Source organism: Butyrivibrio fibrisolvens (assembly GCF_037113525.1).
Lineage (GTDB): Bacteria > Bacillota > Clostridia > Lachnospirales > Lachnospiraceae > Butyrivibrio > Butyrivibrio fibrisolvens.
The window spans coordinates 1,321,683-1,346,742 of the sequence record NZ_CP146963.1; the positions used below are offsets into that span (position 1 = coordinate 1,321,683).

25 protein-coding genes are annotated in these 25,060 nt (G+C 39.2%); 23 read left to right on the forward strand and 2 right to left on the reverse strand.

Features of this window, described 5'->3' with window-relative positions:
• The first annotated feature begins 22 nt into the window (after positions 1–22).
• From WAA20_RS05235 to WAA20_RS05255, 5 genes are all read left to right on the forward strand, one after another.
• The gene (locus WAA20_RS05235; protein ID WP_139263856.1) at positions 23–424 is read left to right on the forward strand and encodes a hypothetical protein; all 402 of its coding nucleotides are present in this window, start codon (positions 23–25) and stop codon (positions 422–424) included.
• Between the two features lie 41 nt (positions 425–465).
• The gene (locus WAA20_RS05240) at positions 466–939 is read left to right on the forward strand and encodes a hypothetical protein (protein WP_073389950.1); all 474 of its coding nucleotides are present in this window, start codon (positions 466–468) and stop codon (positions 937–939) included.
• 307 nt (positions 940–1,246) lie between these two features.
• Positions 1,247–2,500, forward strand: coding sequence for a DUF6688 family protein (locus WAA20_RS05245; RefSeq protein ID WP_073389948.1), 1,254 nt, complete (start codon positions 1,247–1,249; stop codon positions 2,498–2,500).
• A gap of 37 nt (positions 2,501–2,537) precedes the next feature.
• A complete protein-coding gene (locus WAA20_RS05250) occupies positions 2,538–2,714 on the forward strand; it encodes a hypothetical protein (protein WP_207649308.1) in 177 nt (58 codons plus the stop codon).
• Positions 2,705–3,715 carry a hypothetical protein gene (locus WAA20_RS05255; protein WP_073389947.1) on the forward strand — a complete coding sequence of 337 codons (1,011 nt, stop codon included), beginning with the start codon at positions 2,705–2,707 and terminating at the stop codon, positions 3,713–3,715. Before WAA20_RS05250 ends, WAA20_RS05255 begins: the two co-directional genes overlap by 10 nt.
• 170 nt (positions 3,716–3,885) lie before the next feature.
• Here the strand turns inward: WAA20_RS05255 and WAA20_RS05260 are convergent, their stop codons facing one another.
• Positions 3,886–5,424, reverse strand: coding sequence for a glycosyl hydrolase (locus WAA20_RS05260; protein ID WP_073389945.1), 1,539 nt, complete (start codon positions 5,422–5,424; stop codon positions 3,886–3,888).
• 314 nt (positions 5,425–5,738) lie between these two features.
• On the opposite strand from WAA20_RS05260, the gene WAA20_RS05265 reads away from it, so the two are divergent.
• The 18 genes from WAA20_RS05265 (at position 5,739) to WAA20_RS05350 (ending at position 24,618) form a co-directional block, all read left to right on the forward strand.
• The gene (locus tag WAA20_RS05265) at positions 5,739–6,602 is read left to right on the forward strand and encodes a patatin family protein (RefSeq protein WP_242951229.1); all 864 of its coding nucleotides are present in this window, start codon (positions 5,739–5,741) and stop codon (positions 6,600–6,602) included.
• A 487-nt stretch (positions 6,603–7,089) separates the two neighbouring features.
• On the forward strand, positions 7,090–8,913 hold the full coding sequence (locus WAA20_RS05270; RefSeq protein ID WP_081373968.1) for a sensor histidine kinase: 1,824 nt from the start codon (positions 7,090–7,092) through the stop codon (positions 8,911–8,913).
• Positions 8,906–10,519: a helix-turn-helix domain-containing protein gene (locus WAA20_RS05275; RefSeq protein WP_073389944.1), complete on the forward strand. Its 1,614-nt coding sequence runs from the start codon at positions 8,906–8,908 to the stop codon at positions 10,517–10,519. The genes WAA20_RS05270 and WAA20_RS05275 overlap by 8 nt, the downstream gene beginning before the upstream one ends.
• Before the next feature lie 90 nt (positions 10,520–10,609).
• The gene (locus WAA20_RS05280) at positions 10,610–11,089 is read left to right on the forward strand and encodes a hypothetical protein (protein WP_073389942.1); all 480 of its coding nucleotides are present in this window, start codon (positions 10,610–10,612) and stop codon (positions 11,087–11,089) included.
• A 490-nt stretch (positions 11,090–11,579) separates the two neighbouring features.
• A complete protein-coding gene (locus WAA20_RS05285; protein ID WP_073389941.1) occupies positions 11,580–12,755 on the forward strand; it encodes a substrate-binding domain-containing protein in 1,176 nt (391 codons plus the stop codon).
• Positions 12,756–12,887: 132 nt separating this feature from the next.
• A complete protein-coding gene (locus tag WAA20_RS05290) occupies positions 12,888–13,826 on the forward strand; it encodes an ABC transporter permease (protein WP_073389939.1) in 939 nt (312 codons plus the stop codon).
• Between the two features lie 12 nt (positions 13,827–13,838).
• Positions 13,839–15,335 carry a sugar ABC transporter ATP-binding protein gene (locus tag WAA20_RS05295; RefSeq protein ID WP_073389938.1) on the forward strand — a complete coding sequence of 499 codons (1,497 nt, stop codon included), beginning with the start codon at positions 13,839–13,841 and terminating at the stop codon, positions 15,333–15,335.
• 13 nt (positions 15,336–15,348) lie between these two features.
• Entirely contained in the window at positions 15,349–16,320 is a 972-nt protein-coding gene (locus WAA20_RS05300; RefSeq protein ID WP_242951228.1) for an ABC transporter permease, read from the forward strand.
• A gap of 452 nt (positions 16,321–16,772) precedes the next feature.
• Positions 16,773–17,168: a DUF1284 domain-containing protein gene (locus tag WAA20_RS05305; RefSeq protein WP_073389936.1), complete on the forward strand. Its 396-nt coding sequence runs from the start codon at positions 16,773–16,775 to the stop codon at positions 17,166–17,168.
• Positions 17,169–17,425: 257 nt separating this feature from the next.
• A complete protein-coding gene (locus WAA20_RS05310) occupies positions 17,426–18,397 on the forward strand; it encodes a hypothetical protein (protein WP_073389935.1) in 972 nt (323 codons plus the stop codon).
• 130 nt (positions 18,398–18,527) lie between these two features.
• Complete coding sequence (locus WAA20_RS05315; protein WP_338802365.1) at positions 18,528–19,442, forward strand: hypothetical protein; 915 nt, start codon at positions 18,528–18,530, stop codon at positions 19,440–19,442.
• Between the two features lie 73 nt (positions 19,443–19,515).
• A complete protein-coding gene (locus tag WAA20_RS05320) occupies positions 19,516–19,968 on the forward strand; it encodes a hypothetical protein (protein WP_338802366.1) in 453 nt (150 codons plus the stop codon).
• Between the two features lie 140 nt (positions 19,969–20,108).
• Positions 20,109–20,237, forward strand: a complete 129-nt coding sequence (locus WAA20_RS05325) for a hypothetical protein (RefSeq protein WP_278308469.1) — start codon at positions 20,109–20,111, stop codon at positions 20,235–20,237.
• An 11-nt stretch (positions 20,238–20,248) separates the two neighbouring features.
• Positions 20,249–20,515, forward strand: a complete 267-nt coding sequence (locus tag WAA20_RS05330; protein WP_073389930.1) for a hypothetical protein — start codon at positions 20,249–20,251, stop codon at positions 20,513–20,515.
• A gap of 96 nt (positions 20,516–20,611) precedes the next feature.
• Positions 20,612–21,595 carry a WYL domain-containing protein gene (locus WAA20_RS05335; RefSeq protein ID WP_073389928.1) on the forward strand — a complete coding sequence of 328 codons (984 nt, stop codon included), beginning with the start codon at positions 20,612–20,614 and terminating at the stop codon, positions 21,593–21,595.
• Positions 21,596–21,624: 29 nt separating this feature from the next.
• Positions 21,625–22,818 (forward strand): MBL fold metallo-hydrolase, encoded by a 1,194-nt coding sequence (locus WAA20_RS05340; RefSeq protein ID WP_073389927.1) that lies wholly within the window; start codon positions 21,625–21,627, stop codon positions 22,816–22,818.
• Positions 22,819–22,838: 20 nt separating this feature from the next.
• Positions 22,839–23,606 carry a hypothetical protein gene (locus WAA20_RS05345; protein WP_073389925.1) on the forward strand — a complete coding sequence of 256 codons (768 nt, stop codon included), beginning with the start codon at positions 22,839–22,841 and terminating at the stop codon, positions 23,604–23,606.
• Positions 23,607–23,715: 109 nt separating this feature from the next.
• Positions 23,716–24,618 carry a hypothetical protein gene (locus WAA20_RS05350; RefSeq protein WP_073389924.1) on the forward strand — a complete coding sequence of 301 codons (903 nt, stop codon included), beginning with the start codon at positions 23,716–23,718 and terminating at the stop codon, positions 24,616–24,618.
• 127 nt (positions 24,619–24,745) lie between these two features.
• On the opposite strand, the gene WAA20_RS05355 is transcribed toward WAA20_RS05350, so the two are convergent.
• Positions 24,746–25,033 (reverse strand): hypothetical protein, encoded by a 288-nt coding sequence (locus tag WAA20_RS05355; protein ID WP_338800972.1) that lies wholly within the window; start codon positions 25,031–25,033, stop codon positions 24,746–24,748.
• Between the last annotated feature and the right edge of the window lie 27 nt (positions 25,034–25,060).

Here is a 25,060-nt window from a genome sequence, read left to right on the forward strand (position 1 = left end):
TTTGAGACAAGGAAGTAGAGCAATGAAAACGTCAATCAGTAAGATTTTAGTACGAATAGGAATTACGATAGTGTCAATTCCAATCATTCTTATAGCACTTTTTATAGTAATAGAAATAGTCGGTGCTATAGCCAATCATGCAGCAACAGACAAACAGACAAAAGAGTTAATTGCATATATAGAGAAATCTATAGAAGATGCAAGTATAATAGATACATACTCTTTTACCGGAAATACTACCGGAACAGGTAACCATGTAGAGTGCGAATCTAAGATCACATTTAACTCAGATATGTCTGAGGATGATGTGGATCGTATATTTGCGGCACAGTATAAGTATCGTGAGCTGGAAAAGAAAGACGGAAGCTATATTATAACTGTATATGGTGACGCTCCTTTTCCAGACAACATTGAAGGGCATTAAAAGAAATAATAGATTTCAGGTTTATTGACATAGGTGTACGAATGGATATATCAGAATATTGTGATAAGGAACTTATAATAGATGGTTTGAAGACGTATATCATTTCACCGAGATATTATGAAGACTTCTTGGGCGATGTTGAACTGCTTCAAAAACTTGAGATACACGAAAGCTTCTATGACCGTATCCGACATATGATGGGAAATACATTTGCGATTAGAGAAATAAAGATAGGATTTGCTTTTGTATTACATGAAAACCGATGGATTTGCAGGTGGGAGCCGGTTAATGTATATGAGGATACTTATCACGTGTCAATACACAGTTCATGGATGTGCATAGACTGTGGGCATAAACATGAAGGGATTATTATGATGCCAATGGCGGAAGAGGATTCATGCTTTCTTGAAAAGAAAATGCGTAATAACAACAGTGTTCCAAGGATTTGTAAAAAAATCAAATGTGAAAAGTGCGGAAGAGAATTGAATAACCATCTGTATTATATCCCTAAGTAAGAGTATTTGGAAAATAAGAAAGCGTTTATTCGTGAGAGATGCGATGGCGCGTTATATTTAGAGATAAAAGTAAAAACCACTATCCAGATGTTCATATCTGCAAGGATAGTGGTTTTATTTTGTCTTGTGGTTACTATAGCCTCTGTCGGACTTTAACTATGGGAAAGTCATGCATTTTATCGCATATAATTATTGTTTCGTCATAAAAAAGAAGTTAAGAGGATAAAAACAAGTATAGTAATCATGGCGTTTAGCGATAGCCAGAAGGCGGAAGAAGAAAATTAAAATGTGAAAGGGAAAAACAAAAATGAGTTTTATAAAAAAGCATCCGATGTGGTCTTTGGTTGCTGCATCTTTATTTTTTAGTGTTGCACTTTCTTTTATTTATCTACTAATATTGGGCCGGGATAATCCAATAGTTGCATTTGGGAAAAGTATAGTATTATCACCATTTGCGGGAGCACTTTTTATTCTTCCATTATCACTTATGATTATGGAAATCTTGGGTCTTGCATATGAAAGTAATGGCAGTGAAATAAAAGGTATGTATATAGTTGATCTCATAGTTTTATTTCTTGGGATTATCTATGAAAGGGCTTATCTTGAATTTGTAAAAAATGTTACGAACTCGGATTGGCAAGAGCAATTACACAATAGCGAAAGGCACACTCCTATATATAGCAAGGCCGGCTTAACAGTTTTTATGGTGTTCTTAATTGCATTTATTGGATATTTTGTACTTCAATATATTCATATTGAGAAGTTGCCACCGCTGGTAGTAGTGTTTTCAATATCTGCAATGTATCTTGGAATTATCCAGCTTATTGTTCTTACAATTCAGGTTTTCAATTTTAATTTTGATCCGTCAGATTGTTTGATCTTATATCTTTTAATACTTCCAACATGTTGTATTCTAATTGCTGCAAGAACTATCCAGAGAAAAATACATGAATGGAATACAATGAAGATGGAGATGAGTAAGATTAATAAAAAACCGATCTTGACCATCTCACAGAAAATTATTGAAAACGCAAGGCTTTGGCCTGCATTTGCAATTGCGTTTATGTTTCCACTTTTGGGAATAATTATTATGGTGCTGGTGGTATTCGGCCAGGCTCCGGATTCAGTCATAAAAGCCTGGACAGAAACAAGCGACTGGGTATTGTCTCAGAGGCAGGCTCCCCCGAATGTATATTATGACGAGCATTATCTTTGTACTGTTGCAGCAGGCGGTCATAGGAGAGTAGTGAAGCCTATTCGTAAAGGCGTGAGACATGGCCATGAAGTAATCGTAAACAGACAGTTATGTATAGCAAATGCTTTTGAAGAGGTCATTCAGGAAAAGACTCCGAGATTTCACAAAGCATTGAGGAATTTTTATGATAAATATGGATTCCCCATTGCTAAATTGATCAGAAAAAAGTGGCAGGCTGATATAGTATATATTATTATGAAACCTCTGGAATGGATTTTTCTTCTTGTTCTGTATTCAACAGATGTACATCCTGAGAACAGAATAGTAGTGCAATACATGGGAAAGACAAAATCAAGTAAGTTATGATTATTCAGAAGTTGCCAGATCTGAGGGCTTTGAATTTATGCAGGTTAAGACGGTAAAGATGGGAATGTATGAAGATTATGACAGAACAAATCTTTTTTACATTGGATGTGGCTTTAAGGAATTCGAAGTCTTCCCACTTCTTTGGGATGAGGCTAATCTCTGCCAGATTTATGTGATGTCTTTGAATTTTCAAGGAGAACGAAAATGTACTTAAGTAATAAGAGGGCTTTTTTCGCAATAATGGCAGCAAGCTGTTTGATGCTGGGGTGTGGGAAAAACAATAATGCTCAGCCTGTAGTAATGGAGGCTGTACAGGAAAACACAGAATCTGTAGAGGAACAGACTAATGAGGAAGCAGTAGATCAGAGTGAGGAGGAGACATCAGATCAGTGTGAGTCTGGTACGACAGGACAATTTGATTATCAGGCTCTTGGGGTAACCAAATACTCATATCCTGAAAACTTTGTCCTTGAGGATGATCTTTTATGGGCTGTTCAGATCCTTGCCACAGGGAGTGAATTCAATGCAGAATACGTCCATGGTGATGGGTGGAAAAAGGAATTCCTGAATGAATTTATCTATAGCATGTATGATGGCCCTCAGTATGAGAGGCAGATCAATGCTGAAGGCAAAAAAATGACAAGAGAGCAGGTTGAATACATGCAGTATTCACTGACAGGCGAATATATCTCCTTTCAGGATATCGATGATGAGATAGATGCTACGCAGAATCTTTACAGCCCAATGCTGAGTTATATCATAAGTGATTATGAATATGAGATTGACGGAGAAGATGTCATTGTAACTGCAGAGGCTGATATGTCCAGAAAAGGAGATGCTTGTGAATACAAGTACAACCTGAAGGTAAGACTTAGACCTGATGAGTATAGCTGCTTTAATGGCTACAATGTCGTGAGCATTGAAAAAGAGGAAGTCGTTCAGCTTCAGTACGATGATGGCAACAAGCATGAATTTACCTGGTACTGTTCAGGAGAATACTATGAAGATAATGTGATCAACGGTGAATTTTATCAATCGGAGGACACAATGCAGTATGGTATGTTTGTTTCGTTGACGGTTACCGATGAGCAGAAGGAATACATTCTGAGTAATGCTCCTGCTGATTTCGTGGTTACATATGATTTTGACGAAAACGGTATGAGCTATCCAATAACAGAGATAACTCCCACGACAATTACTGTTAAGAAAAAATAAAACTATCAGGCTGCTTTTAGATGCACAACAGTGACGGCTTGGATTGCATCTCTTCAACGGATTTAAGCGAGTTGCTAAAAAAAGAAAAAACCACTATCCAGGTTTGATATGTACCTTTTACCGGACATCCTGTAAGAGGGAACATATCTGTATGGGTAGTGGCTTTCTTTTTATCTTGTATTTATTGTTCTTTCGTAGCTATAACCTCTGTCGGACTTAACTTTAGACTTAGAAAGCTCGAAATAAACAACTGTTTCTGGATCTAAAGTCTGGTCAAAAGAGATACTGCCTTCGCTTGCTGTGAGTCTGTCTGATGTTACCTGCGGGAAAGCAGCAGATTTTATCAGCTTGGTCTGCTCGCTATTCGGTGTTGCAGGCTCGCCTAGATCATGCCAGAGCTTAAGCGGGTTAGTAGTCTTGGGGCTTACTGTCTTTAGAATCAGAGTGTATTCATTATCAGCATCCTCGCCCTTAGCAATATCTTCAAGGCTAAGCTTTATATCAAGGCTTTCATCGGAGCTTTCGTTAAATAAGACTCCGGCATATCCCTTTGCAGTCTTTTCTATAACAGCATTATCATTCTTAAATACGCAGCCCTCTCCTAACTTCTTAAGATCTGTATAGAACTTGAATGTCCAGAATGTAGGCTTTGGAATGCTTCCTGCTGCGACAAGTCCAAATCCTCCATGGAAAAGAGAAAATGGAACGCCGGTCTCTTCGAATACGTCACCAAAAGTCCAGTAAGAATAAGACTCGTTCATATCTCCAAGACGTGAAAGCTGACGCGCCATAAGCGCTGCGTTTAAGTTAGTGTCATGGATTACACCCTTTGGAGTATAAGAGGAACTGAATTCTGTGATGTGAATAGGAAGTCCCTTATATTCGTCAAAAGAGTCTATGATATCGCGTGTAGACTGAAGATTAGCAAATCCTGCTTCCTCGTCCATGAGAACTGAATAATCATAGTGACCATCAGCTTCAGGGAACTCTATAGTATAGTGATGTCTTGTGATGAAGTCAGGCTTAAGTTCATTTTCCTTACAAAAATCGAGGAATCCTTTGATCCACTCAGCATCCTTGACGCCGCAGATAGCAGGGCCGCCAACCTTAAATGCAGGATTGAGCTCCTTAATAGCAGTAAAGGTCTCTTTAAAGAGCTTGCAATATTCCTTCATATCAGCATGCTCCCAGAATCCAGGAAGGTTCGGCTCATTCCAGACTTCAATAGGCCATGTAAGAACATCTTTTTCTCCATAGCGCTCCATAAGATGAGTCAGAAGTGCTACAACAAGATCGCACCATCTCTCATAGGACTTTGGAGGAGTAGTATTCCCCTTCCAGTAGAAGATAGTCTGAGTGCCGCTCGCAAGATCTTTTGGCATAAACCCAAGCTCTATAAATGGACGTATATTAAGCTTTAAATACTCATCCATGATACGGTCAAGATAAGTATAGTTGTATTCTACTTTAGTAATTCCATCTTCTTCATACTCATGGTATATAGCTGTATCATCTGTAAAGATACCATGACCACGGATGTGCTTAAATCCAATCTCTTCCTGAACAAAGCGAAGCTCGTCCAGGTACTCCTTGGTAAGAGCCAGACCAAAACGACCTGTGCCTACGCAGAAGTCGACATTGTTATGGAAAAAAGCTGTATCAGAACTTTTTACGTTAATTGTTTGAACAGTAGTGTTGCTGCTTGACATGTAATCCCCCATTAGTGTTGTATTCTTATGATTTTTGATCAAAATAATTGTATTGCTACATGTTTCTTTAATAAATGATCCATTAGTTAAATGAATTAATTCTGTAAATTCAATCTACCCCAGCAGGCATGGCATTTACTAGCGAATTATTGCTAATATTTTCCCAAAAAGTGAATGGTATAAAATAATTCTAAAATTTTAAGTAAAGCATGTTGTGAATGCTCACTTTGGAGTATACTGTTGGAGTATCAAGTAATGAAATTACATGTAAGCAGAGATACGAAACTTTTGCTATAGAAAACGAGAGGGCTATCATGGAACAGAAGATCAAGACAGGACTTATCCTTGAAGGCGGCGCCATGCGCGGCATGTTCACCGCAGGCGTTATAGATACAATGATGAAAGAAGGCATAGATTTTGACGGAACCATAGGCGTATCCGCAGGATCAGCTTTTGGCTGCAACATTAAATCCAAACAGCCCGGAAGAGTTATAAGATACTCCACCAAGTACTGCACAGACTGGAGATTTTCAAGCTGGAAGTCTTTGTTTAAGACAGGCGATCTCTACGGCGCAGAGTTTTGCTATAAAACCATACCTTATGAACTTGATCCCATGGATTTTGAAACCTTCGACAAGAACCCAATGGAATTCTATGCTGTATGCACCAACGTAGAAACAGGTAAACCCTACTATCATAGATTTTCTAATGGAAAGGGCAAGGATATGTATTATTTTACTGCATCAGCTTCCATGCCTCTTGTATCGCAGATAGTAGAAGTAGACGGCCACAAACTCCTCGACGGCGGAGTAGCTGACTCTATCCCAATCAAATTCTGGGAACACAAAGGATATAACAAGAACGTAGTAGTCTTAACCCAGCCCCTCGAATATGAAAAGAAGCAAAACAAAATGCTCCCTCTTATAAAACTCATGTACAAAGACTACCCTGACTTTATTAAGTCCGTACAGTCAAGACACATCCGATATAACAAGACGCTCGAATATATAAGGAAAAAAGAACTCGCCGGCGAACTCTTCGTAATACGTCCTCCAAAAGCCCTAAATATAGGCAGCATGGAGCATAACCCAGACGAACTTCGCCGTGTATATGAAATCGGTATACAAACTATGGAGTCTAAGCTTGATGAACTTAGTAAATATTTAAAATTAAGATGACAGGAATTTTTTGAAAATTACAAAATAAGGTTAAAATTGTTCTATTGAACTAGGCATAGCCATAACATAAAATAAATGTAATCTTATGGGGCCGGTACAGAATGTACCATATATCAAAATATGTCAAAAGTCTTTAATCCATATACAACTACAGTATGAATCAATCGACTTTATGACATAAAGCACAAAATTGGGTTACTTACAGCATTAAAACACAATCACCAGATTGCCATCATGAACTACAGCACTATAAGTGGCTAGGAGCGTTCAGGGATATAAACAAGATCATAAGCCGATTTTGAAAATGTTCCCGATTTTTCTTAGTGTCTTAGGAGCTGTAGTACTGCGTGTCCACGAAAGCGGATAAGACACTTAGAAAAATCAGGAACATTTTCACCTGAGGCTTACGATCTTGTTTATATCCCTGAACGCGGACCCCATCCATACGCTGTAATCCCATGCGTTTTTCTTTAGAGGGGGGAGAAGCGTGAATACTAAGAAATGGACTATGCGTCATGTGATCATGGCAATAAGTACGTCGTGTACTATTGTTGCTCTGGTCCTTCTTACAGTTTTTTTCTATATGACATCTCATCGTCAGATCAGCGATGAAAGCATCAAAGACAGCACCAGAACCTTAGAGCGTATGGAGACTGAGCTTGAATCAAGGATCCGTACACTTAGTGTTCAGATGCAGACGATCTATTCCGAGACCGAGCTTATGTCAGAGCTCCAGCGCAAGACCGAAGGCAAAGGCTATGACCTTAAACCCTTCTACTTTACTGCCGGGAAGTATGCCAAGAAGCATTTTTCTGTTTCAGATGATCTTGTTGCCATCTATATCTACGATGCCAAAAATTATATTGTCAGTTCTTATCGCAAATCAGTAGTTTATTACCCATACAATCTATATGAAAGTCAGGAAGATACCAACAGTGACGTGATCCGCGCCTATGCAGACGGGGGAGACACCGGGCTTCTTATCACAGGATATACCAATGAAGCTGCCGGCAGGCAGATAGTTCACATGGTACTCAAACTCCACAGTTATTCTGATAACCAGGAGCAGTACGGCTATCTTGTATGTGACTTCGACAGCAGCGTTTTTTCCGACATTATGAAAAAATATTCGCCCTCAGATGATGTACTTATGTGGTTACAGCCTGAAGGTGATAAGGTTATCACAGGTATTGGCAGTAACCAGGGGGGAGAGGCACTTTACGGCTATATCAGTCACACGATAGAAAAGGCTATGTCCAAAGATGACCTTTCTTTTGACGTAGAGTATGATGACTTTTACCTTACTTCAAGATCCTTCGATCAGCATAGGCTGAGCGCATATATACTGACCCCGATGTCCCTTGCCCTTGCGACTCAGAATACCCTGTTCAGGACGCTTATAATCACATCCATCATCATGATGCTTTTTACATTCCTCGTCAGTTCCTTCATCGCGCGATTTTATTCAAAGTCGGTTGAGGATATGCAAAAGACTGTATATCGCATCAGAAACGGTGAGACAGAGCTTCGTCTTTCGCCGCAAAAGGGTGCTATCAAGGAGCTTGAGATACTTGGTACTGAGTTCAATGACCTTCTTAACAAGATAAATCAGATGATCGCAGAGAAGTACGAGAACCAGCTCCTCATGGAAAGAACTGAGTATCAGGCGCTTCAGGCCCAGATCAATCCGCACTTTTTGTATAACACACTTGATACCATGTCAGGAATCGCCAATTCTCAGAACTGCACGATGGTAAGCGGATTGTGCCAGTCGCTGTCAGCTATTTTCAGGTACAGCCTTGATATATCAGATGAGCTTTCCACAATAGAAAATGAGCTTGCGCATGTGCGTAACTATCTATACGTAATGGATGTAAGAAATGGAAATAGTATACAGCACGAGTTCGATATAAAAAGTGAAGTTCTTCAGGACCAGATCCCCAGGATAACGATCCAGCCTATAGTTGAGAACTCTATCAATCATGGACTCCGGTATCTTAAGAGAAAAGACAAAAAGCTTTTTATCAAAGCAGAGCATGCCAAAGAGGGGGCTAAAGAGTATCTTAAGATATCCATTGAAGATAACGGAATCGGAATGGATGCAGATAGTCTTAACGAAGAACTTGGCAAAAACAGTATCTCCAGAGTTGAAAAAGGTAAGTCCATAGGAATCCTTAATGTTAACGCAAGGATCAAGAAGGCCTTTGGATATGACTACGGAATACATGTTGACAGCGAAAACAATGTTGGTACAAAGGTAGTTATCAAACTGCCTGTAATACAGATTCAAAGGGGGGAAGAAGTTGTCTAAGAGAAGGTATAAGGTACTTGCAGCAGACGATGAATATTGGAGCAGAGAGAACATCAGAACCCTTTTACCATGGGATACATATTCCATTGATTTCTTGGAGCCGGCGGAAGATGGCGAAGAGGTCCTCGAAAGGATCCCTGTGGAGAAGCCTGATATTGTCATGACGGACATAAACATGCCCTTCATGGATGGCCTGGAACTTCTGAATCAGATTCATGAGAAGTATCCCGACATAGTGTCTGTTGCGATCTCCGGGTATGACGATTTTGAAAAGGTAAAAGGGGTATTTCTAAACGGAGGAATCGACTACCTGCTTAAGCCTGTTGGCAGAGAGCAGATGGTTGCTGTGCTCAAAAAGTCGCTGGAAGCTTTGGAAGAAAAGGGGAACGATTTTATCATCTCATCTTTCGTCGAAGATAATGAGCAGTCCATGATCCTCACAGGCAAGCTCTATCAGGCCAAGAGACAGACTGAGATATCTGTAAAAAGAAATGTCGAGCACATCCCATCACTCCTTGTAAAATTCCACGACACATCCAAGATAAGCCAGATGTATCAAAACGACATGGCTAAAATGTCACTAGGCATCAAGACCATGATAAGAGAAGCTATAGGCCAGCCTGAAAACGACGAAGACAATGGAGTATTGTTCAACTACAACACCAAAGTCAATGAATTTATCCTGTGCAGCTCACTTGACGAAAGCGACCTTTTGAAGGCAGCAGACAGCCTTGTAAAAGAGTTCCCGATAGATCAGTATGGCCCTATAACAGTAGTCATCAAGGAAAGAACTCAGGCCGTAGCCGATATGGCCCAGACCTACCGTGACATGATTACTTCTATGATGAACAGACCATTCGAAAGCCACCACGTGATCATTAGCTGTAGTGGGAAAATATATGAAAATGGTATACCAGTAACTGCCAGCCTGATGTCCCACGATAACCTCACACGTACTTTGGAAAAAGAGATAACTGATGCCATAAGTAACGGAAGAGGCTACGCACTCAAAAAGTGCCTCATAGAAAAAAGCGGCCTAAGCACCTGCGATACAGACGGCTGGTCCTTATTCGAAATCTCCCAGTTTATGGCAAGAATAAGCGGAATAATCTGGGGCATGGACAATCTTCCAAGACAGGCCATCGAAAACCGCGAAGAAATCGAGAATGGCATAAACTATGCCCAGATGATGCTTGATAAAAACGGCCTTATCGAAAACCTTGAGCTTTTCGTATCCCTCATATGCAAAGACGACGGCGACATGACCGACACATCCATAACCGGCCAGGTCGAGCAGATCCACGACATGCTTGAAAAACGCTACTACGAGCATTTCACCCTATCTCACCTTGGCGAACAATATCATGTCGACCCCACCTACCTTTCAAGAGTATTCTCGCAAAAGTACGGCGAATCAATAACCGCCTTCATTGCAAGAACCAGAATTGAAAAAGCCAAAGAACTCATGATAAGAAAGCAAAGCTTTGAAGCGATTTCTTTCGAAGTCGGATACGAAGACTATAACTACTTTAGCCGCGTCTTCAGAAAACAGACTGGCCAAAGCCCAAGCGAATATAAGAAGAAACTGGAGGCAAGTCACATATGATGACAAGTACAGTTTTCAAAGAAAGCAATATCAAATAGATAAAAAAAGAAGTAAAAAAGAGATTATAAAAATAGTAAAGGAAAAAGCAATATGACAGAGATCAATAAAATGGAAAAACACAATAAAAATAAAAGAAATACTAATTATATCAAAAATATCAAAAGCATAATCATAATTCTCGCTGCCTCAATCATGCTCATCGGCTGCGGCAAGAAAGATCCCGAAATCGACGGCGTAGTAGACATTTTCGACTACGTAACAGTAGAATTCGACGGAACGAACGGCCAGGGCAAAGCCAACGTAGTAATCGACTACGACAACCTAGAACTTGAAATGGTCGGCGGCCGAGATAAGTTGGAAGCGCTTGATTCTGTCGAGGATCTTGGAACCTTAAATAAATACATCAACGTATGCGCATCCTTATCTTTTTCATCGGATCAGTATACAGATCTTTCTAACGGTGACGTAGTTACAGTATCAGTCGTATACGATAAGACCGCCGCAGACGAGGCTGGCGTAGTATTCGGCAGCGAATCATCACACCAATACAAAGTCAGTGGTTTGAAATAATATCTGCACTATTGCATAATATCGTTCGCAACTAACTCACTCATACTTCGCACATATAAAATATCACCAAAACCTAGAGGATTCCTGAGGATGGCAGTTAATAAATGATTCCGGGTCTTTGAAAAATATATTAAAATTCAAGAGCGTGATAGATGGACCAATATATTCTGCTTGGGATTCACATGTCTGAGCGTAGCGAGTTTGAATCCCAGAATATATTGGTCCAGCTATCATGCCTTGAATTTAATATATTTTTCACGACCCGAAATCATTTATTAACTGCCATCCTCAGAAATCCTCCAGCCCTGCGACACCTATATGTGCGAAGCCTGATTCCAAATCATGTAGGACGATTTTAAAAATCGTCCTATTATTTTTGAAAAATATTCCTAACAGTATATTAACTGAATAATTGATAATAGCCTTAGCAAGGGACCTGAACCAAGGCCCAGGGGATCGTTTTTATTTTAAAAAGGAGGATGTTTTTGTCATGAAAAAATTTGGTAAAAAGTTACTGGCTGTTGCATGCACTTCCGCACTTATGGCAAGCGCCATCGGATGTAGCAATACAGGTAACGCAGCAGATACCGGATCTGCAGGGGGCGGAGCAGGAGGAGCTTCTTCTGACATCACGATCGGCGTATCTATCTGGAGTTCAACAGACGTACTCGGAAGCCAGTGCAAAAAGGTCGTTGATAAGGCAGCAGGTGCTCTTGGCGTAAAGACACAGTGGGTTGACCAGGGCCACGTATCCGAGCAGGTTACAGCATCAGTTGAAACCCTCTGCGCAGCAGGATGCCAGGGCATCATCATCTGTAACTCAGCAGATTCAGAGATGACATCAGCTATCAATACCTGTGATGAGTACGGCGTATATATCGCACAGTTCTTCCGTATCATCTCAGAGAAGAACAGCCCTGAAGTTTATAAGACAGCCTGCAACTCCAAGTATTATGTTGGTGCAGTTCACGAAGATGAGGTTACCAACGGATACACACTCGTTAATCTCCTTATCGAGAACGGCGACAGAAATATAGGTCTTGAAGCTTGGACAGTTGGTGATGCAACATTCCAGGCAAGATGGGAAGGATACCAGAAAGCAGTTGATGAGTGGAATGCAGCTAACCCTGATGATCAGGTTACAATGAGCGAGCCTGTATATGCTAACACATCTTCTGAAGAAGGTGCAGCAGCTGCAATGTCACTTTACAACTCAATGCCCGGTATGGATGCTCTTATCGTAGCAGGTGGTGGGGGAGATCCACTTGTAGGTTCAATTGGTGCTTTTGATAACGCAGGTCTTACAGGCCAGATCGACGTAGTATCAACAGACTTCCTTGATGACCTTGCAGATCAGCTTAAGTCTGGCGGAATGTATGCAGAGTCAGGCGGACACTTCTGCGATCCACTCTTTGCATTCCTTATGGTTTACAACGCAGTTCAGGGTAATTATGTGAAGGAAGAAGGTACATTCGGATATGAGATTCTTTTCCCATATATCTATGTATCATCTCCTGAAGACTATTCTAACTATGAAGAGTACTTTGTAAACGCTGATCCATACACAGACGAAGAGATCGTAACAATGGCAGGATATAGCTTTGACGACCTTAACAAGGCAGCAAGCGAATTATCAATCGATGACGTTATAGCTCGTCATCAGTAATCCAGGGCACACACTATATGCCGTACAACTTGCCACTTAGGCTGTACGGCATATTTTTATAGGAATCTGGTAAAAGAACTTAAAGATTCAAGAACAAAAATCCTAAATAATCACATCAGGAGACTTAATTCTATGAAGAAGTTAAAAGAAAACCAATGGTATGGAATAGTCATTCTGGTACTCATGGCCATCCTGTTCTGGGCTGTATTCAAGATATTAAGACCAGATACATTTGGCTCTCCGGATAAAGTGCTCCAGTATATCAAAACTGCATTTATATATGCAATTGGTGGATGCGGACTTTATTTTATCTGCGTAATGGGACCATTCGACTTTTCAGTTGGTGCAAATATCGTTTTATCAGCAGTTGTAGCTGTAACTGCAAGTAAGTATTTTGGCTATGCAGGACTCATCATAGCACCGCTCATCTGCGGTACGCTTGTAGGTCTTTGCAACGGCATCGTGTATATGAAACTTCAGATATCGTCACTTATCGTAACGGTAGGTCTTTCGCTTATATATGAGGCACTGGCTATTTTTGCAACTAATGGTAAAGAAGCTGTCCTTGACAAGAACCTTCGTGCCTTCGGCGATTATCCATGGAATATTGTGCTGGCATTTTCTGCATATCTCATATGCGCTTTTATCCTAAGGTACACCAAGTTTGGAACATACGTTTATGCCATCGGAAGTAACGAAGTCGTTGCCAAGAACATGGGCGTAAATATCAAAAAATATAAGATCCTCGCATTCACGATCTGCGGATTCTTCGTAGGAATCCAGAGTATCCTTACCATCAGCTACGGTACATCAATGACATCCGCATCAAACCTTGCATCCATGAGCCGTAACTTCACACCACTTATGGGAACATTCTTCGGCCTTGCATTCAGAAAATACGGCCATCCCATCGTAGCGATAGTAATAGGCGAGATCATCATCTCAATGATGTTCAACGGTTTCGTAGCACTTGGCGCACCGATCACCATCCAGAACGTGATCACAGGTATCGCGCTTCTTATGATCGTAACCATGACAACAAAGCCGGTCAAAGGACTGGTAGTAAAGTAAAAGGAGGGGAACATGAGCGAAGTACTATTACACGCCGAAGACATAGACAAGCGCTTTGGCATAACACACGCCGTGAATCATGTTTCTTTGGACTTTTACAAAGGCGAGATTCACGCGCTTATAGGAGAGAACGGCTCCGGCAAGTCAACATTCACATCGATGCTTACCGGAATATATGAAAAGGGCGGCGGCACTTTTACCCTTGAGGGAAAAGAAATAAATCCCAAGAACCAGGTAGAAGCCAACTATGAAGGCGTGGCTATCATAGTGCAGGAAGTTGGCACATTGTCAGGACTTACCGTTGCTGAGAATATCTTTTTGGGAAAAGAGGATGAGTTTACCAAAAAAGGCATCAAGAATTCCAAGGCAATGAACAAAAAAGCCCAGGAACTTCTCGACAGCTATGGCTTTAACCACATCAAGGCTACAACCCTTATTGATACCTATAATTTCGAGGAAAGAAAACTTATCGAAATAGTTAAGGCAACCCACTTCGGACCCAAGATCCTCGTTGTCGATGAGACGACCACAGCTCTTGGACATGAAGGAAGAGCCGAGCTTTTCAAAGTTATGAAGAAGGTAAGGGATAGCGGTAACTGCGTTATTTTCATATCCCATGACCTTGAAGAAGTAATAGAACAGTCTGACAACATATCTGTTCTTCGTGACGGGGTTTTGATCAATACAATATCTGCAAAGGGTGCAACACCTGATGACCTCAAAAAGCTCATGGTCGGCCGTGAGATGAGTGATAACTACTACCGCACCGATTATGGCGAAGAGATAAGCAACGAAGTAGTTCTTCGCGGCGAGCATATAAGCGTAAGGGATGAGCTTGATGACTTCAACGTAGAACTTCATAAGGGTGAGATACTCGGAATCGGCGGCCTGTCTGAATGCGGAATGCATGAAGTCGGCAAGGCCCTCTTCGGAGCTTCCTATGATAGAGAAGGCACCGTGACCTTATATGACGGAACCAGGATCAACGACATCCCCGATGCCATAAGCCACTCCATAGCCTATGCATCCAAGGACAGAGACACCGAATCACTCGTTATTAACGACACCATCAAGGACAACATCTGCCTTCCTTCAATAGAGAATCTTAAGAGGAAAAAGATACTTCACGACAAGGACATGACAAGTTTTGCAGAGAAGTTTGCAAAGCAGATGTCTACCAAGATGGAGAGTGTCAACCAGTTCGTGTCAGCTCTTTCCGGTGGTAACAAGCAGAAAGTCGTCCTCGCCAGATGGATCGGCAAGGACTCAGATATCATCATTCTTGACTCACCCACAAGAGGAATCGATGTCAAGGTTAAGGCTGATATCTACTCAATGATGGATGAGATGAGAAAAAATGGTAAGTCCATCATTATGATCTCGGAAGAGATCATGGAACTTATCGGTATGAGCGACAGGATCCTGACAATGAAAGATGGTAAAGTAAGCGGCGAATTCAAACGTTCAAAGGAGCTTACAGATGAAGACCTTATTGCAAAGATGGTTTAAAGGGGGAAAAGAAATGAGCGATTTTGCTATTATGAATAAAAAGGGAAAATCTGATGTTTCCTTCTTTGACAAAAATACATTAAGAACTGCAATGCCCTTCATAGGATTCCTTCTTATCTGCCTTATCTTTTATATACTTACAGGCGGTAAGATATTTGCTGCAGCTAATATAAAACTCCTCTTCAGTCAGACCTACATGCTGATGATAGCATCTTCCGGAGTATTCATGGTAATGACAATGGGCGGACTCGACTTTTCCCAAGGATCAATGCTTGGTGTATGCTCAATCGTCATATGTTACCTCTCCAATTACAACATAGTGCTCGCCATGCTCGGCGGCGTTGCAGTTGGCGGACTTATAGGCCTTATCAACGGATACTTTAACGTTAAGCGCAAGATCACATCATTCATCGTTACTATCTGTATGATGTACCTGCTGCGCGGCGTTGTAGCATATGCAACCACCAAGTCTCCTGTATATGGCGTAAGCGATATCGCCAAGTACAACACACTTGGATTTAACCTCACATTTACAGTGATCATCCTCCTGGTACTCTTTGTAGCCTTCACCTACACAGGACTTGGCAACAGACTTAAAGCCATCGGCGCAGGCGAAACCGCCGCAAGATTCGCGGGGATCAGAGTTGAAAGAACCAAGATGCTCATCTACATTCTTGCTGGCTGCGTAACAGGACTTGCAGCATTCATCAACTCAGTAAAAGTCGGTTCCGTAACATCAACAGCCGGTAACCAGCTTGAAACCCAGATCATGATTGCCCTAGTCCTCGGTGGAATGCCCGTAAACGGCGGCGCCAAAGTTAAATTCTACAACATCATCCTGGGCGTATTCACATACAAGATCCTTGCCTCAGGTCTTGTAATGATGGGCCTCACCTCCCAGATCCAGCAGCTCCTCCTCGGAATCATCTTCCTCGTAGAAGTTGCAATCTTCTCAGATCGTAAAACAGGCATGATAGTGAAGTAAAAGCAAGGCTTAGCCTATTCCTGGGGCTGGCAGCCTATAAATGATTTTGGTGTCATGAAAAATATATAAAATTCAAGGCATGATATCTGGAATGATATATTCCGGGATTTATAAACTACAGGACGTAGTTACGACATGTTTAGAAGTTCATGGATGAACTTCTATGTCGGGAACTCGCTTCGCTCAGACAGATAAATCCCAAACAGAATATATCATTCCATCTATCACGCTCTTGAATTTAATATATTTTTCAAAGACACCAAAATCATTTATAGGCTGCCAGCCCCAGGAATATTCAAGTTATTGAGCTTATATGTACGAATCTTGAATTAAAGTAAAAATACACACGATATGTATGTTGTGTGTATTTTTACTTTAATTTTGATTGATTCGATTTGGAGATTATTATATAAGTAATCTGATAGATAAAAGAAAGGGAGATTACATGAGTAATGAGTAAGTGCTTAAGACCCCATCATGGCATGTGTTTTCAGTTCTACGAGGGCAAAGGCTATAGTGCTGACTTCACAGACCATATGGGAATGGTAATACGAGAATTTGAGGAAAATCCTTCACAAAAGATAGTACTGCAAGTTGAGACGGATATTGTATGCAAGAATTGCCCTAATAATGAATCTGGCGTCTGCAATAGCAAAGATAAAGTAGAACGGTACGACCGCAGCGTTCTGGATGCATGCAGGCTTAGCGAAGGAACCGAGATCTCATATGAAGACTTTCTGAAAAAAGTCCGAGAGCTTATTATCGCGACTGGCAAACGAGAAGACATATGCGGAGATTGCAGCTGGGATTACATTTGCAGAAATAAGAACGTTACTAGAAATCTGTGATCGAACAGATAAGGAGAATGATGGGCAGTACATGATATGTATATTGTGTACTGCCTTTTCTTTTGCCATTAAAGTCTTTTGTCATCATAGTTTTTCATCAAAGTCTTTTAACTAACAAAGGAAATGGAAGAATTACATTTTATCTTATAAAATCGACCGATTATCGGATCTTGTGATTTTAAGTTTGGAAAAATGATAATCTTGGTTATGTCAGTAGGTAAAAATCCATTATAAAATTTAGAAAAGAGAGAGACGGTATGAAGAACAATACAAAAGGTTTTGTAGCAGTTCTGGTAGTTTTAGTAATAGGTGTTGTTACTTTGGGGTCAGCATTATTTCTTACGTCCTGGATCAGGGACAGAATCCCGGAAACAGAAGAGGAAGGATACTCTTCAAAAGATGAAGATAGATCCGAAGAGGAAAAAGATCTATACGATGAAGATAAGTACATCGGCTTTACCTACGGAGGAGGCGGCTGGGGATCATATTTTGAATGTGCCGGTGGCGATGTGATCATATATAACGACGGCAGGGCAGAGCTTATATTTGAAGATGAAGTAGTTTATGAGACCACTGTTGATATTGATGATCTTAAAGATAAGATTGACAGAGATGACCTTAGAACCATGAAGATAAAAGAGGACACAAGCGTATGCGATGGAGACTCTGAGTACATTTATCTTTATCTGAAGGATGGTACAAAAAAAGATGTTGGCGGCTACATGGTAACTACCAAGAAGTTCAATAGATATTTTTCAGTTCTGCTTTCTGCTTTTGAACCTGACGAGCTGGGAAATGCTTTGTATGAGGCAAAGCTTATTTATGCAAAAGCTAATAATATCTGTTCCTATGAAGGCTGGGACCTTGTAGATTATGTTGCTGAAATTACAGACATTGAGCTAGGCGACCTTTACTACATGGCTGAGGGCGAGGTCGAAATCGATTATTCAGAAGGATACAGTGAATTTGCTTATATCCGTATCAGTTTGTTTAACGGCGCTACAGAAACCATTGAAGAGCGATTTGCCGAAAGAGACAGGGAGATTAAAGAAGTAAATTCCATCCCGGGATATAAGAACCACGAGATTGCACAGTTGCTTAAATCAGAGAATTGCATGGGAGTTTATTACTTCTTTGATGATGGCTGGAATGGCGCCAAGACAAGGTCTATGGAGATGTATCTTACGACAGATGATGAGGGGAATGAGTATCTGTACTTTTTTGGGTGATTGAAAAACATAAGAAGTGTTTATAACAACGTTTTGGGAATTCAATTGTTTGTGAGGATTAACGAAATTAGAGATGAATTTTAAAAATACGTATTATTTTAAAAATGGCAAGATGGTGTTTAGACTTGATATGACACCACTTACAATATTATGGCTAGTGATAGCAGTGTTTTTAATAATTATAGGATTATTATTTGATGACTGGGCTACAAGAATATTCTTTATTGCAGTTGCAATTGTTCCGGCACCAATTTTTTATCCGTTTAGATATCTCATTATATCAGACACAGAATTCGTCATGAGTTTTGGCATTTTCAGGAGAAAAATTAAGTTCAGCGATGTTGAAAAATGCATCGTTAGAAAAGGCTATATTAGTCAGTATAATTGCATTTACTGTTTTGAGGCCAACGGCAAAAGAAAATCATTTGGACTAGCTTACTATGAAAACATTGATAAGATATATCATGAGCTTTCAAAGCACGTTAGGAAGACTGAAGTATTCCTTGATACAGATTATAAATGTGACGACAACAAGTTATCTGATGATGCAAAAAAGATTATTGAGAAATCTTTGTTAAAACCATCCAGAGGGTTATTTTTATTTCTTGCAATCCTCTTTTTGGCGATGGCAGGAGGTTTGGGCTATTTAGGTTATATTGAATGGGACAATGTTTATACATTATCAGACAAGATATGTTTTCATTACATTTGTCCTGCGTTTACTGTTGGTATTGCTTTATTAGTGCTTGTATTACTTGATGGTACATTTGGTTATATAAAAGTGAAGGACGAAGCCATAGTTATTAAAGGTTTGTTTTCAAAAAAACGTCTGATCAAAGCAGGAGATGTTCAAAAATGGCGAAAATATGTTGAATTTACAGTCTCAACTAGTCGTAGAGGTGGTAGTCAATTATTTATATCCAAAGAGATCAGGATCACTGATTACAATGGAAAAGAGCATAAGATTTCTTATTCACAGACAGAGTACTTTGATGAAGTTCTGAATTTTTTGAAGACATATGCTTCTAATAAGGAAAGTAAATAATCAGTATAAACAGGAAAGGATTAACGCGCTAATATGCGTGGTTTGGTTCATTATGAAAAAACAACATAAAGTAATGAAAATACTACTTGCTACGATTGGTATTATTGTGCTGGTAATCGTGCTGACCAGCAATGTCGGATATTACCTTATGTGTAAAATGGCGATATCAAGGATTGAAAGCCTGAACATGCCAGATGGCATCACGGTTTACGGCCAGACCAAGGCTGAAGCGTCAGACATTTACTGGGTTCACATGAGTGCAGAAAAGGTCATAATCTGTGACGGCGGCCCGGAATATGTGCAGAAATATTTAGAGGAAAACAATTCGGACCTGGCTCTTATGAATATTGATGTTGAGTACTTCACAGGCATGACTGATATGTGTATGTATGATTTTGATGCGCTCTCTGATGAAGAACGCGACAGAATATTGGCTGATGATAGTGACAGATATGTTCGAATCGTATATGAACATAAGTACTTTTGGTTGCCTGTTAGCTGGTATTATATAGAACCGGTTAGCTAAAGAATTTGATAATTAGAAAAGTTGAGCAGTACACATGATTTATAAGATTGTGTACTGCTTTTTTGTGTGCTAAAAAAAGCACATATCATTTGCTACGCTTCTATAAAAGCAAGATTTTATAGGAAAGTGATAATAGATAAATGAGCAAGGATGTTGTTTATATACTTACTGTTAGATGCAATGACAGTAAGTGTGAAGAAGATCTCGAATCTCACATGATTATAAATGTAGATGAGAATGCTATCTATATTCAGGATAAAAAATCTTAAGGAAAAATCTGATGGAAGTAGAGATCATAAAGGATGAGAAGGATGAAATGATATTAAGAGTTCCTTTTCTTATCAAAGAAGCTGCAATTGTATGGGTAAGAGAGGTTTTTATAGAAATTCAAAAAAGGGGCTCAGTTGATATGTATAATGCGGCTAAAGCAGAGTGGTTAAAGATAATGCATCCTAAGCATGATGTGAAGTGGTTTACTGGAGGAAGAAAAGTTGAAGAATGGCGCGAAGAAATGAAGAGTATAGTCGAAAAAATTGTAATGTGCTAAAAAACGCACATGATAAAAGCGGTGTGATAATATAAAAGTATGCCATAAACCGTTAATCAAACCACGAAATAGAATGTAATGATGGAGGACTGATTTATGTACGGAACAGGTACAAAGAAAATGCTAAACATGCTCATTTTGAACATTCTTAAGGATTATTCAGACGATGAACATAGATTACAGCAGCAGGATATCATAGACCTTTTGGATACCAATTATGGTATAAGCTGCGAGAGACGTGCAATAAAAAATAATATAGTGTCTCTCCAGGAAATGGGGTACGACATTGATTATAACAAAGGCTATTATCTCAAAACTAGGGATTTTACAGATGCTGAATTGCGTCTTTTGATAGACAGCATTTTTTCATCGAATGCAATCACAGATAAAGAAGCTCATCAACTGGTAAAAAAACTTGAGAAATACTCAAATAAGTATTTTAAAGCCCATGTTTCTCATATTCACAGTGCTTCCAGTGGCAAAAATGCAGAAAACCAAAAGGTTATGGAATCAATTGCTGCTATAGATACGGCTATATCAAAAGGAAAAAAGATTAGTTTTTCATATTTACAATATGGTGTTGATTTTAAGCTCCATCCAAAGAGAGATATCAGATATGTGGTTAGCCCATATCAGATGATAAACAACAAAGGAAAATATTTCCTTATTGGCAATTATGACGCTTATGATGATATTTCACACTACAGGCTAGATAGAATAACAGATGTTGAAGTTCTTACAGATCCACGTAAGCCTATGAAATCTATTAAGGGACTTGAGAATGGACTAAATATAGCCGAATACATTTCCGAGCATGTTTATATGTTCGCAGGTGAAAGTGAACATATAAAACTACGTGTCCATGAGAAATTGATGGATACACTTATCGATAACTTTGGAAAAGACTTTCGAGTAAAGCTTGGAGAAGGTAACGACATAATTGTTGATCTTAAGTGTAATCCCGATGCTTTCTTCTATTGGGTAATGCAGTATGGACAGCATGCAGAGGTATTAGAGCCGGAAAGCATGAGAATGCGGATAAAGAAGGCTTCAGAAGCGATTTTTAAGAAGTATAAATAAAGATTCTATCAATATTGCAGGTAAATCGTATGAATGATGAAAAGAAGATAAGAGTAATACCCCATAGAGGAATGAGGCAGATTGGTGGCGTTTGCACAGAAATTGCAACTGACGAGGCTAGAATTCTTTTTGATTTTGGTTCACCACTTGAAGATGAAGGCGACCAAAAGCCTTTGAGTATCGAAGGAGTAACTAAGGGCGATATGGATTGTGATGCGGTCTTCTTGACACATTATCACGGTGATCATGTAGGAGAAGTACCACGTATTAAAGCCGGAATCCCTGTATATATGCAAAAGACCGCCAGAAAGATTCTTCAGGCGCAGCAAGAGCATATGCAACGTCATGGTGCTGTGGTCTGGGCTGATGGAGCCAAGGATTTGGAATATGGTGTTCCAGTTATTATAAAAGATCTTAAGATTACCCCGATTGAATCTGATCATTCTGCTATTGATTCCTTAATGTTCCTTGTTGAGGGGCATGGTAAACGAATTCTTCTTACCGGAGATTACAGAATGCACGGCTTCCGCACTGAGCATATGGAAAAGACCTTCAGGGAAATGGGCCATATTGACCTTATGATTACCGAAGGCACAAATCTCACTAAGGACTATAAAGGCATTTATAAAAATGAAAAGGACATTGAAAAGAAGTTTAAGGAGTTAAAAGAACAGTATAAGTATGTATTTTTATTTACATCATCCTCAAATATAGATAGAATAGCATCATTTTCAAGACAGGTTCCGGATGGACAATATGTTGTTGCTGATGATTATCAGAAGAGAATACAGGAAATTGCTGATAAAGAACGAGAAAAAGAGTTAAAGTCACACAAGGTGCTGTACTATAGTAATTCTCTAGATAAGAAGATGGAAAATGGCGGATTTGGCATGGTAGTCAGATCAGGGGGTGTATTCCGTAAGATTGTTAAGAAATATTTTGAACAGTACCCAGGTGATACTATTATGATTTATTCCATGTGGAGCGGCTATAGGTCATTGGATGGAGTTAAAGAGATCCTTGAAATTGCAAAAAATGTAGAGACTGTTCATGTTTCAGGGCATATAACAAAAGAGGATCTGGAACATGTGATAGATATTGTTGGGCCGGAGAAACTTATGATTCATCATACTTTGTCGAATGATGATCAGGAAAAGAGAATCATGATACCAATAGGAACAGAATTAGTGTGCGCTAAGGATGGGACTACAATAGAGTTGTAGGATAATGAAAGGAGAAAAATATGAGTTATAAAGAAGAAATAATATTACAGTGGTGCTCCGAGAATTTATCAAATCCAGCTTTTTTTTACAAGAGTCCTATTGTTAATTATGTCGGAAGGACAAAGGATACAAAAAATCTTTATACAGAAGTGATTTCAAAGTATCTATTTGACAATTTCAATTTTTTTTCAATAGATCAACTGGATAGAGAAAAATATGTAACAAAAGGGCACACTGTAGAATTTGAAATAAAAGAAAAAAATAAAGATGATGAAGAAATTTTAGCTAAGAAATTGTTTCGACAAAGTAAAGAAAACAAAGGTACCTTTCCCTTTGAGATACTTGATTATCAAATTCCATTAAAAAGGAATAATAAAATTGATAAAGGGGTAGGAAAAATTGATCTTTTAGCTGTTGATGAAAACGAAAAGATTGTTTACATATTAGAATTGAAGAAAAAATCAAATACTGAAACAATTTTGAAGTGTATTTTAGAAGCTTATACATATGCAAAGCAAGTAAATAAAGATACACTTCTTAATGATTTTGGCAAGGTGGGATATAGTTTGGCTATAGCACCATTAGTTTTTGAAGGAAGAACACAGTTTGATGAAATGCAAGAAGTATCTGAAAATGGAGAAAGAAAGGAGCTGTTCAAGCTTATAAGTAAACTAAGAAAAGATGAGAAGTTTAGAAATGAACAATTGAATGACAAATATAATAATATAGTTCCTTTTTATATAAAAGATAGTACAACAGATGGTATGTATGAAATATATAAAGGATAAATATTGATTATACAAAAGCAATGTGCCTAAAAAAGCGCATTGCTTTTTCTATTCTATAAATAGACAAACAATTATTGCGTAGTTTAAGTGAAATGCATTTGGAGGAACAATGAATGATAATCGAGCTGTAAGCAAAAATTTCTTGGAAGCATTTTGGGAAAAGGGAGCTTTAAGTCCTTTTCTAGCTAAAATAAAAGAAGACAATAGTGGGCTCCAACTACGTTTTAGAGGAAACGATACTCCAGAAGCTATTACAATTTATTATAACAATCATATAGTATGGAAAATCTCTAAACATACGCGTGGATATAAAGTTGAAGTCAGCGCCAATCATGCTAAGGGTTCACGTAAGGAAAAGCTTTTAGAACATTTGCGGCGAGAACCTTTGGGCTTTATTACTAATAGTAAGCATGCACAGTCATACCCATATGTGATAAAAGAGTCTTTCGATAAACGTTTTGTTGATTTGACCTACAACATGATGGTGGATGTAATAAAAGAGTTTTTCGGTGTGGCCAAATACCAAGAAAAGAGAATTCAACAAGAATTATTTGAAACACTCACAGATTCTCAAGATGGCTTATATGTTTATGATCTGGAATTCAAACAGAGAAAATGCAAGTTTGAAAATGAACCAGATATGCTTGCAGTCAGATATTCAGGAGGCATTCCCCAAGCTATTGTATTTATCGAAGTTAAATCCACTTGGAAAGCATGTGAAGATGAAACAAGCGGCTTAACAAAGCATCTGGATGGCATGGATCATTATATAAAAGAAAGTCCATTTTTAGACAATAGGAAGCAGGAAGCACATGACATTATTTCAGCATATAAAGACTTGAAACTGCACAATCCGCCTAAGATTGTTCCAGATCCGGACAGTCTTAAAAGATTTGAGATGATGATTATACTCACCAATACAGCTACAGATTATTATCATGAGCATGAGGAAATCATTCAGCAATATATACGTGAGAAAAAGTACAACTGCAAAATAATGGAATGGTGTTAATGATCTTTTAGCTTGACCCTGAACTGCTCTCACTCAATGACAAGAGACTGCTCAGGTTGTTGTCAATAGTTCCTGATGGCTATTGGATGGCATCAGCCATCCATCACCATCATTTTAGTTATAGATTTTATGTCCTTCGTACCTTGATAATTTTACAAAGTTCATTAAGCGCAAATGAGATTGCTATTACATCTTCAAAACAAAGCGGTTCGTATGGATGAAGAAGCTCATAGCTAATCTCCTCAATATCATCCAGAGATTCAAGTATGCAGCTCATCTTTTTATTTGGTATACAGAGGAAGAATCCATCATGGCACTGCCCGAAAATCAGTTTAAACGTATCCTTAAAGGCATATACTGTGACTTCGTATGGTTCGTGCAACAGCTCTTCTACATCAATCTTTGCTGTGTGCATGGTTGTGTATGCATCTTCAGGGTCATC

Bases quoted from the DNA above. Each gene is read 5' to 3' on its own strand.
- WAA20_RS05235 (WP_139263856.1), top strand. From the start codon at position 23: ATGAAAACGTCAATCAGTAAGATTTTAGTACGAATAGGAATTACGATA.
- WAA20_RS05240 (WP_073389950.1), top strand. From the start codon at position 466: ATGGATATATCAGAATATTGTGATAAGGAACTTATAATAGATGGTTTG.
- WAA20_RS05245 (WP_073389948.1), top strand. From the start codon at position 1,247: ATGAGTTTTATAAAAAAGCATCCGATGTGGTCTTTGGTTGCTGCATCT.
- WAA20_RS05250 (WP_207649308.1), top strand. From the start codon at position 2,538: ATGCAGGTTAAGACGGTAAAGATGGGAATGTATGAAGATTATGACAGA.
- WAA20_RS05255 (WP_073389947.1), top strand. From the start codon at position 2,705: ATGTACTTAAGTAATAAGAGGGCTTTTTTCGCAATAATGGCAGCAAGC.
- WAA20_RS05260 (WP_073389945.1), bottom strand. From the start codon at position 5,424: ATGTCAAGCAGCAACACTACTGTTCAAACAATTAACGTAAAAAGTTCT.
- WAA20_RS05265 (WP_242951229.1), top strand. From the start codon at position 5,739: ATGGAACAGAAGATCAAGACAGGACTTATCCTTGAAGGCGGCGCCATG.
- WAA20_RS05280 (WP_073389942.1), top strand. From the start codon at position 10,610: ATGACAGAGATCAATAAAATGGAAAAACACAATAAAAATAAAAGAAAT.
- WAA20_RS05285 (WP_073389941.1), top strand. From the start codon at position 11,580: ATGAAAAAATTTGGTAAAAAGTTACTGGCTGTTGCATGCACTTCCGCA.
- WAA20_RS05290 (WP_073389939.1), top strand. From the start codon at position 12,888: ATGAAGAAGTTAAAAGAAAACCAATGGTATGGAATAGTCATTCTGGTA.
- WAA20_RS05295 (WP_073389938.1), top strand. From the start codon at position 13,839: ATGAGCGAAGTACTATTACACGCCGAAGACATAGACAAGCGCTTTGGC.
- WAA20_RS05300 (WP_242951228.1), top strand. From the start codon at position 15,349: ATGAGCGATTTTGCTATTATGAATAAAAAGGGAAAATCTGATGTTTCC.
- WAA20_RS05305 (WP_073389936.1), top strand. From the start codon at position 16,773: ATGAGTAAGTGCTTAAGACCCCATCATGGCATGTGTTTTCAGTTCTAC.
- WAA20_RS05310 (WP_073389935.1), top strand. From the start codon at position 17,426: ATGAAGAACAATACAAAAGGTTTTGTAGCAGTTCTGGTAGTTTTAGTA.
- WAA20_RS05315 (WP_338802365.1), top strand. From the start codon at position 18,528: ATGACACCACTTACAATATTATGGCTAGTGATAGCAGTGTTTTTAATA.
- WAA20_RS05320 (WP_338802366.1), top strand. From the start codon at position 19,516: ATGAAAATACTACTTGCTACGATTGGTATTATTGTGCTGGTAATCGTG.
- WAA20_RS05325 (WP_278308469.1), top strand. From the start codon at position 20,109: ATGAGCAAGGATGTTGTTTATATACTTACTGTTAGATGCAATGACAGT.
- WAA20_RS05330 (WP_073389930.1), top strand. From the start codon at position 20,249: ATGGAAGTAGAGATCATAAAGGATGAGAAGGATGAAATGATATTAAGA.
- WAA20_RS05335 (WP_073389928.1), top strand. From the start codon at position 20,612: ATGTACGGAACAGGTACAAAGAAAATGCTAAACATGCTCATTTTGAAC.
- WAA20_RS05340 (WP_073389927.1), top strand. From the start codon at position 21,625: ATGAATGATGAAAAGAAGATAAGAGTAATACCCCATAGAGGAATGAGG.
- WAA20_RS05345 (WP_073389925.1), top strand. From the start codon at position 22,839: ATGAGTTATAAAGAAGAAATAATATTACAGTGGTGCTCCGAGAATTTA.
- WAA20_RS05350 (WP_073389924.1), top strand. From the start codon at position 23,716: ATGAATGATAATCGAGCTGTAAGCAAAAATTTCTTGGAAGCATTTTGG.
- WAA20_RS05355 (WP_338800972.1), bottom strand. From the start codon at position 25,033: ATGCACACAGCAAAGATTGATGTAGAAGAGCTGTTGCACGAACCATAC.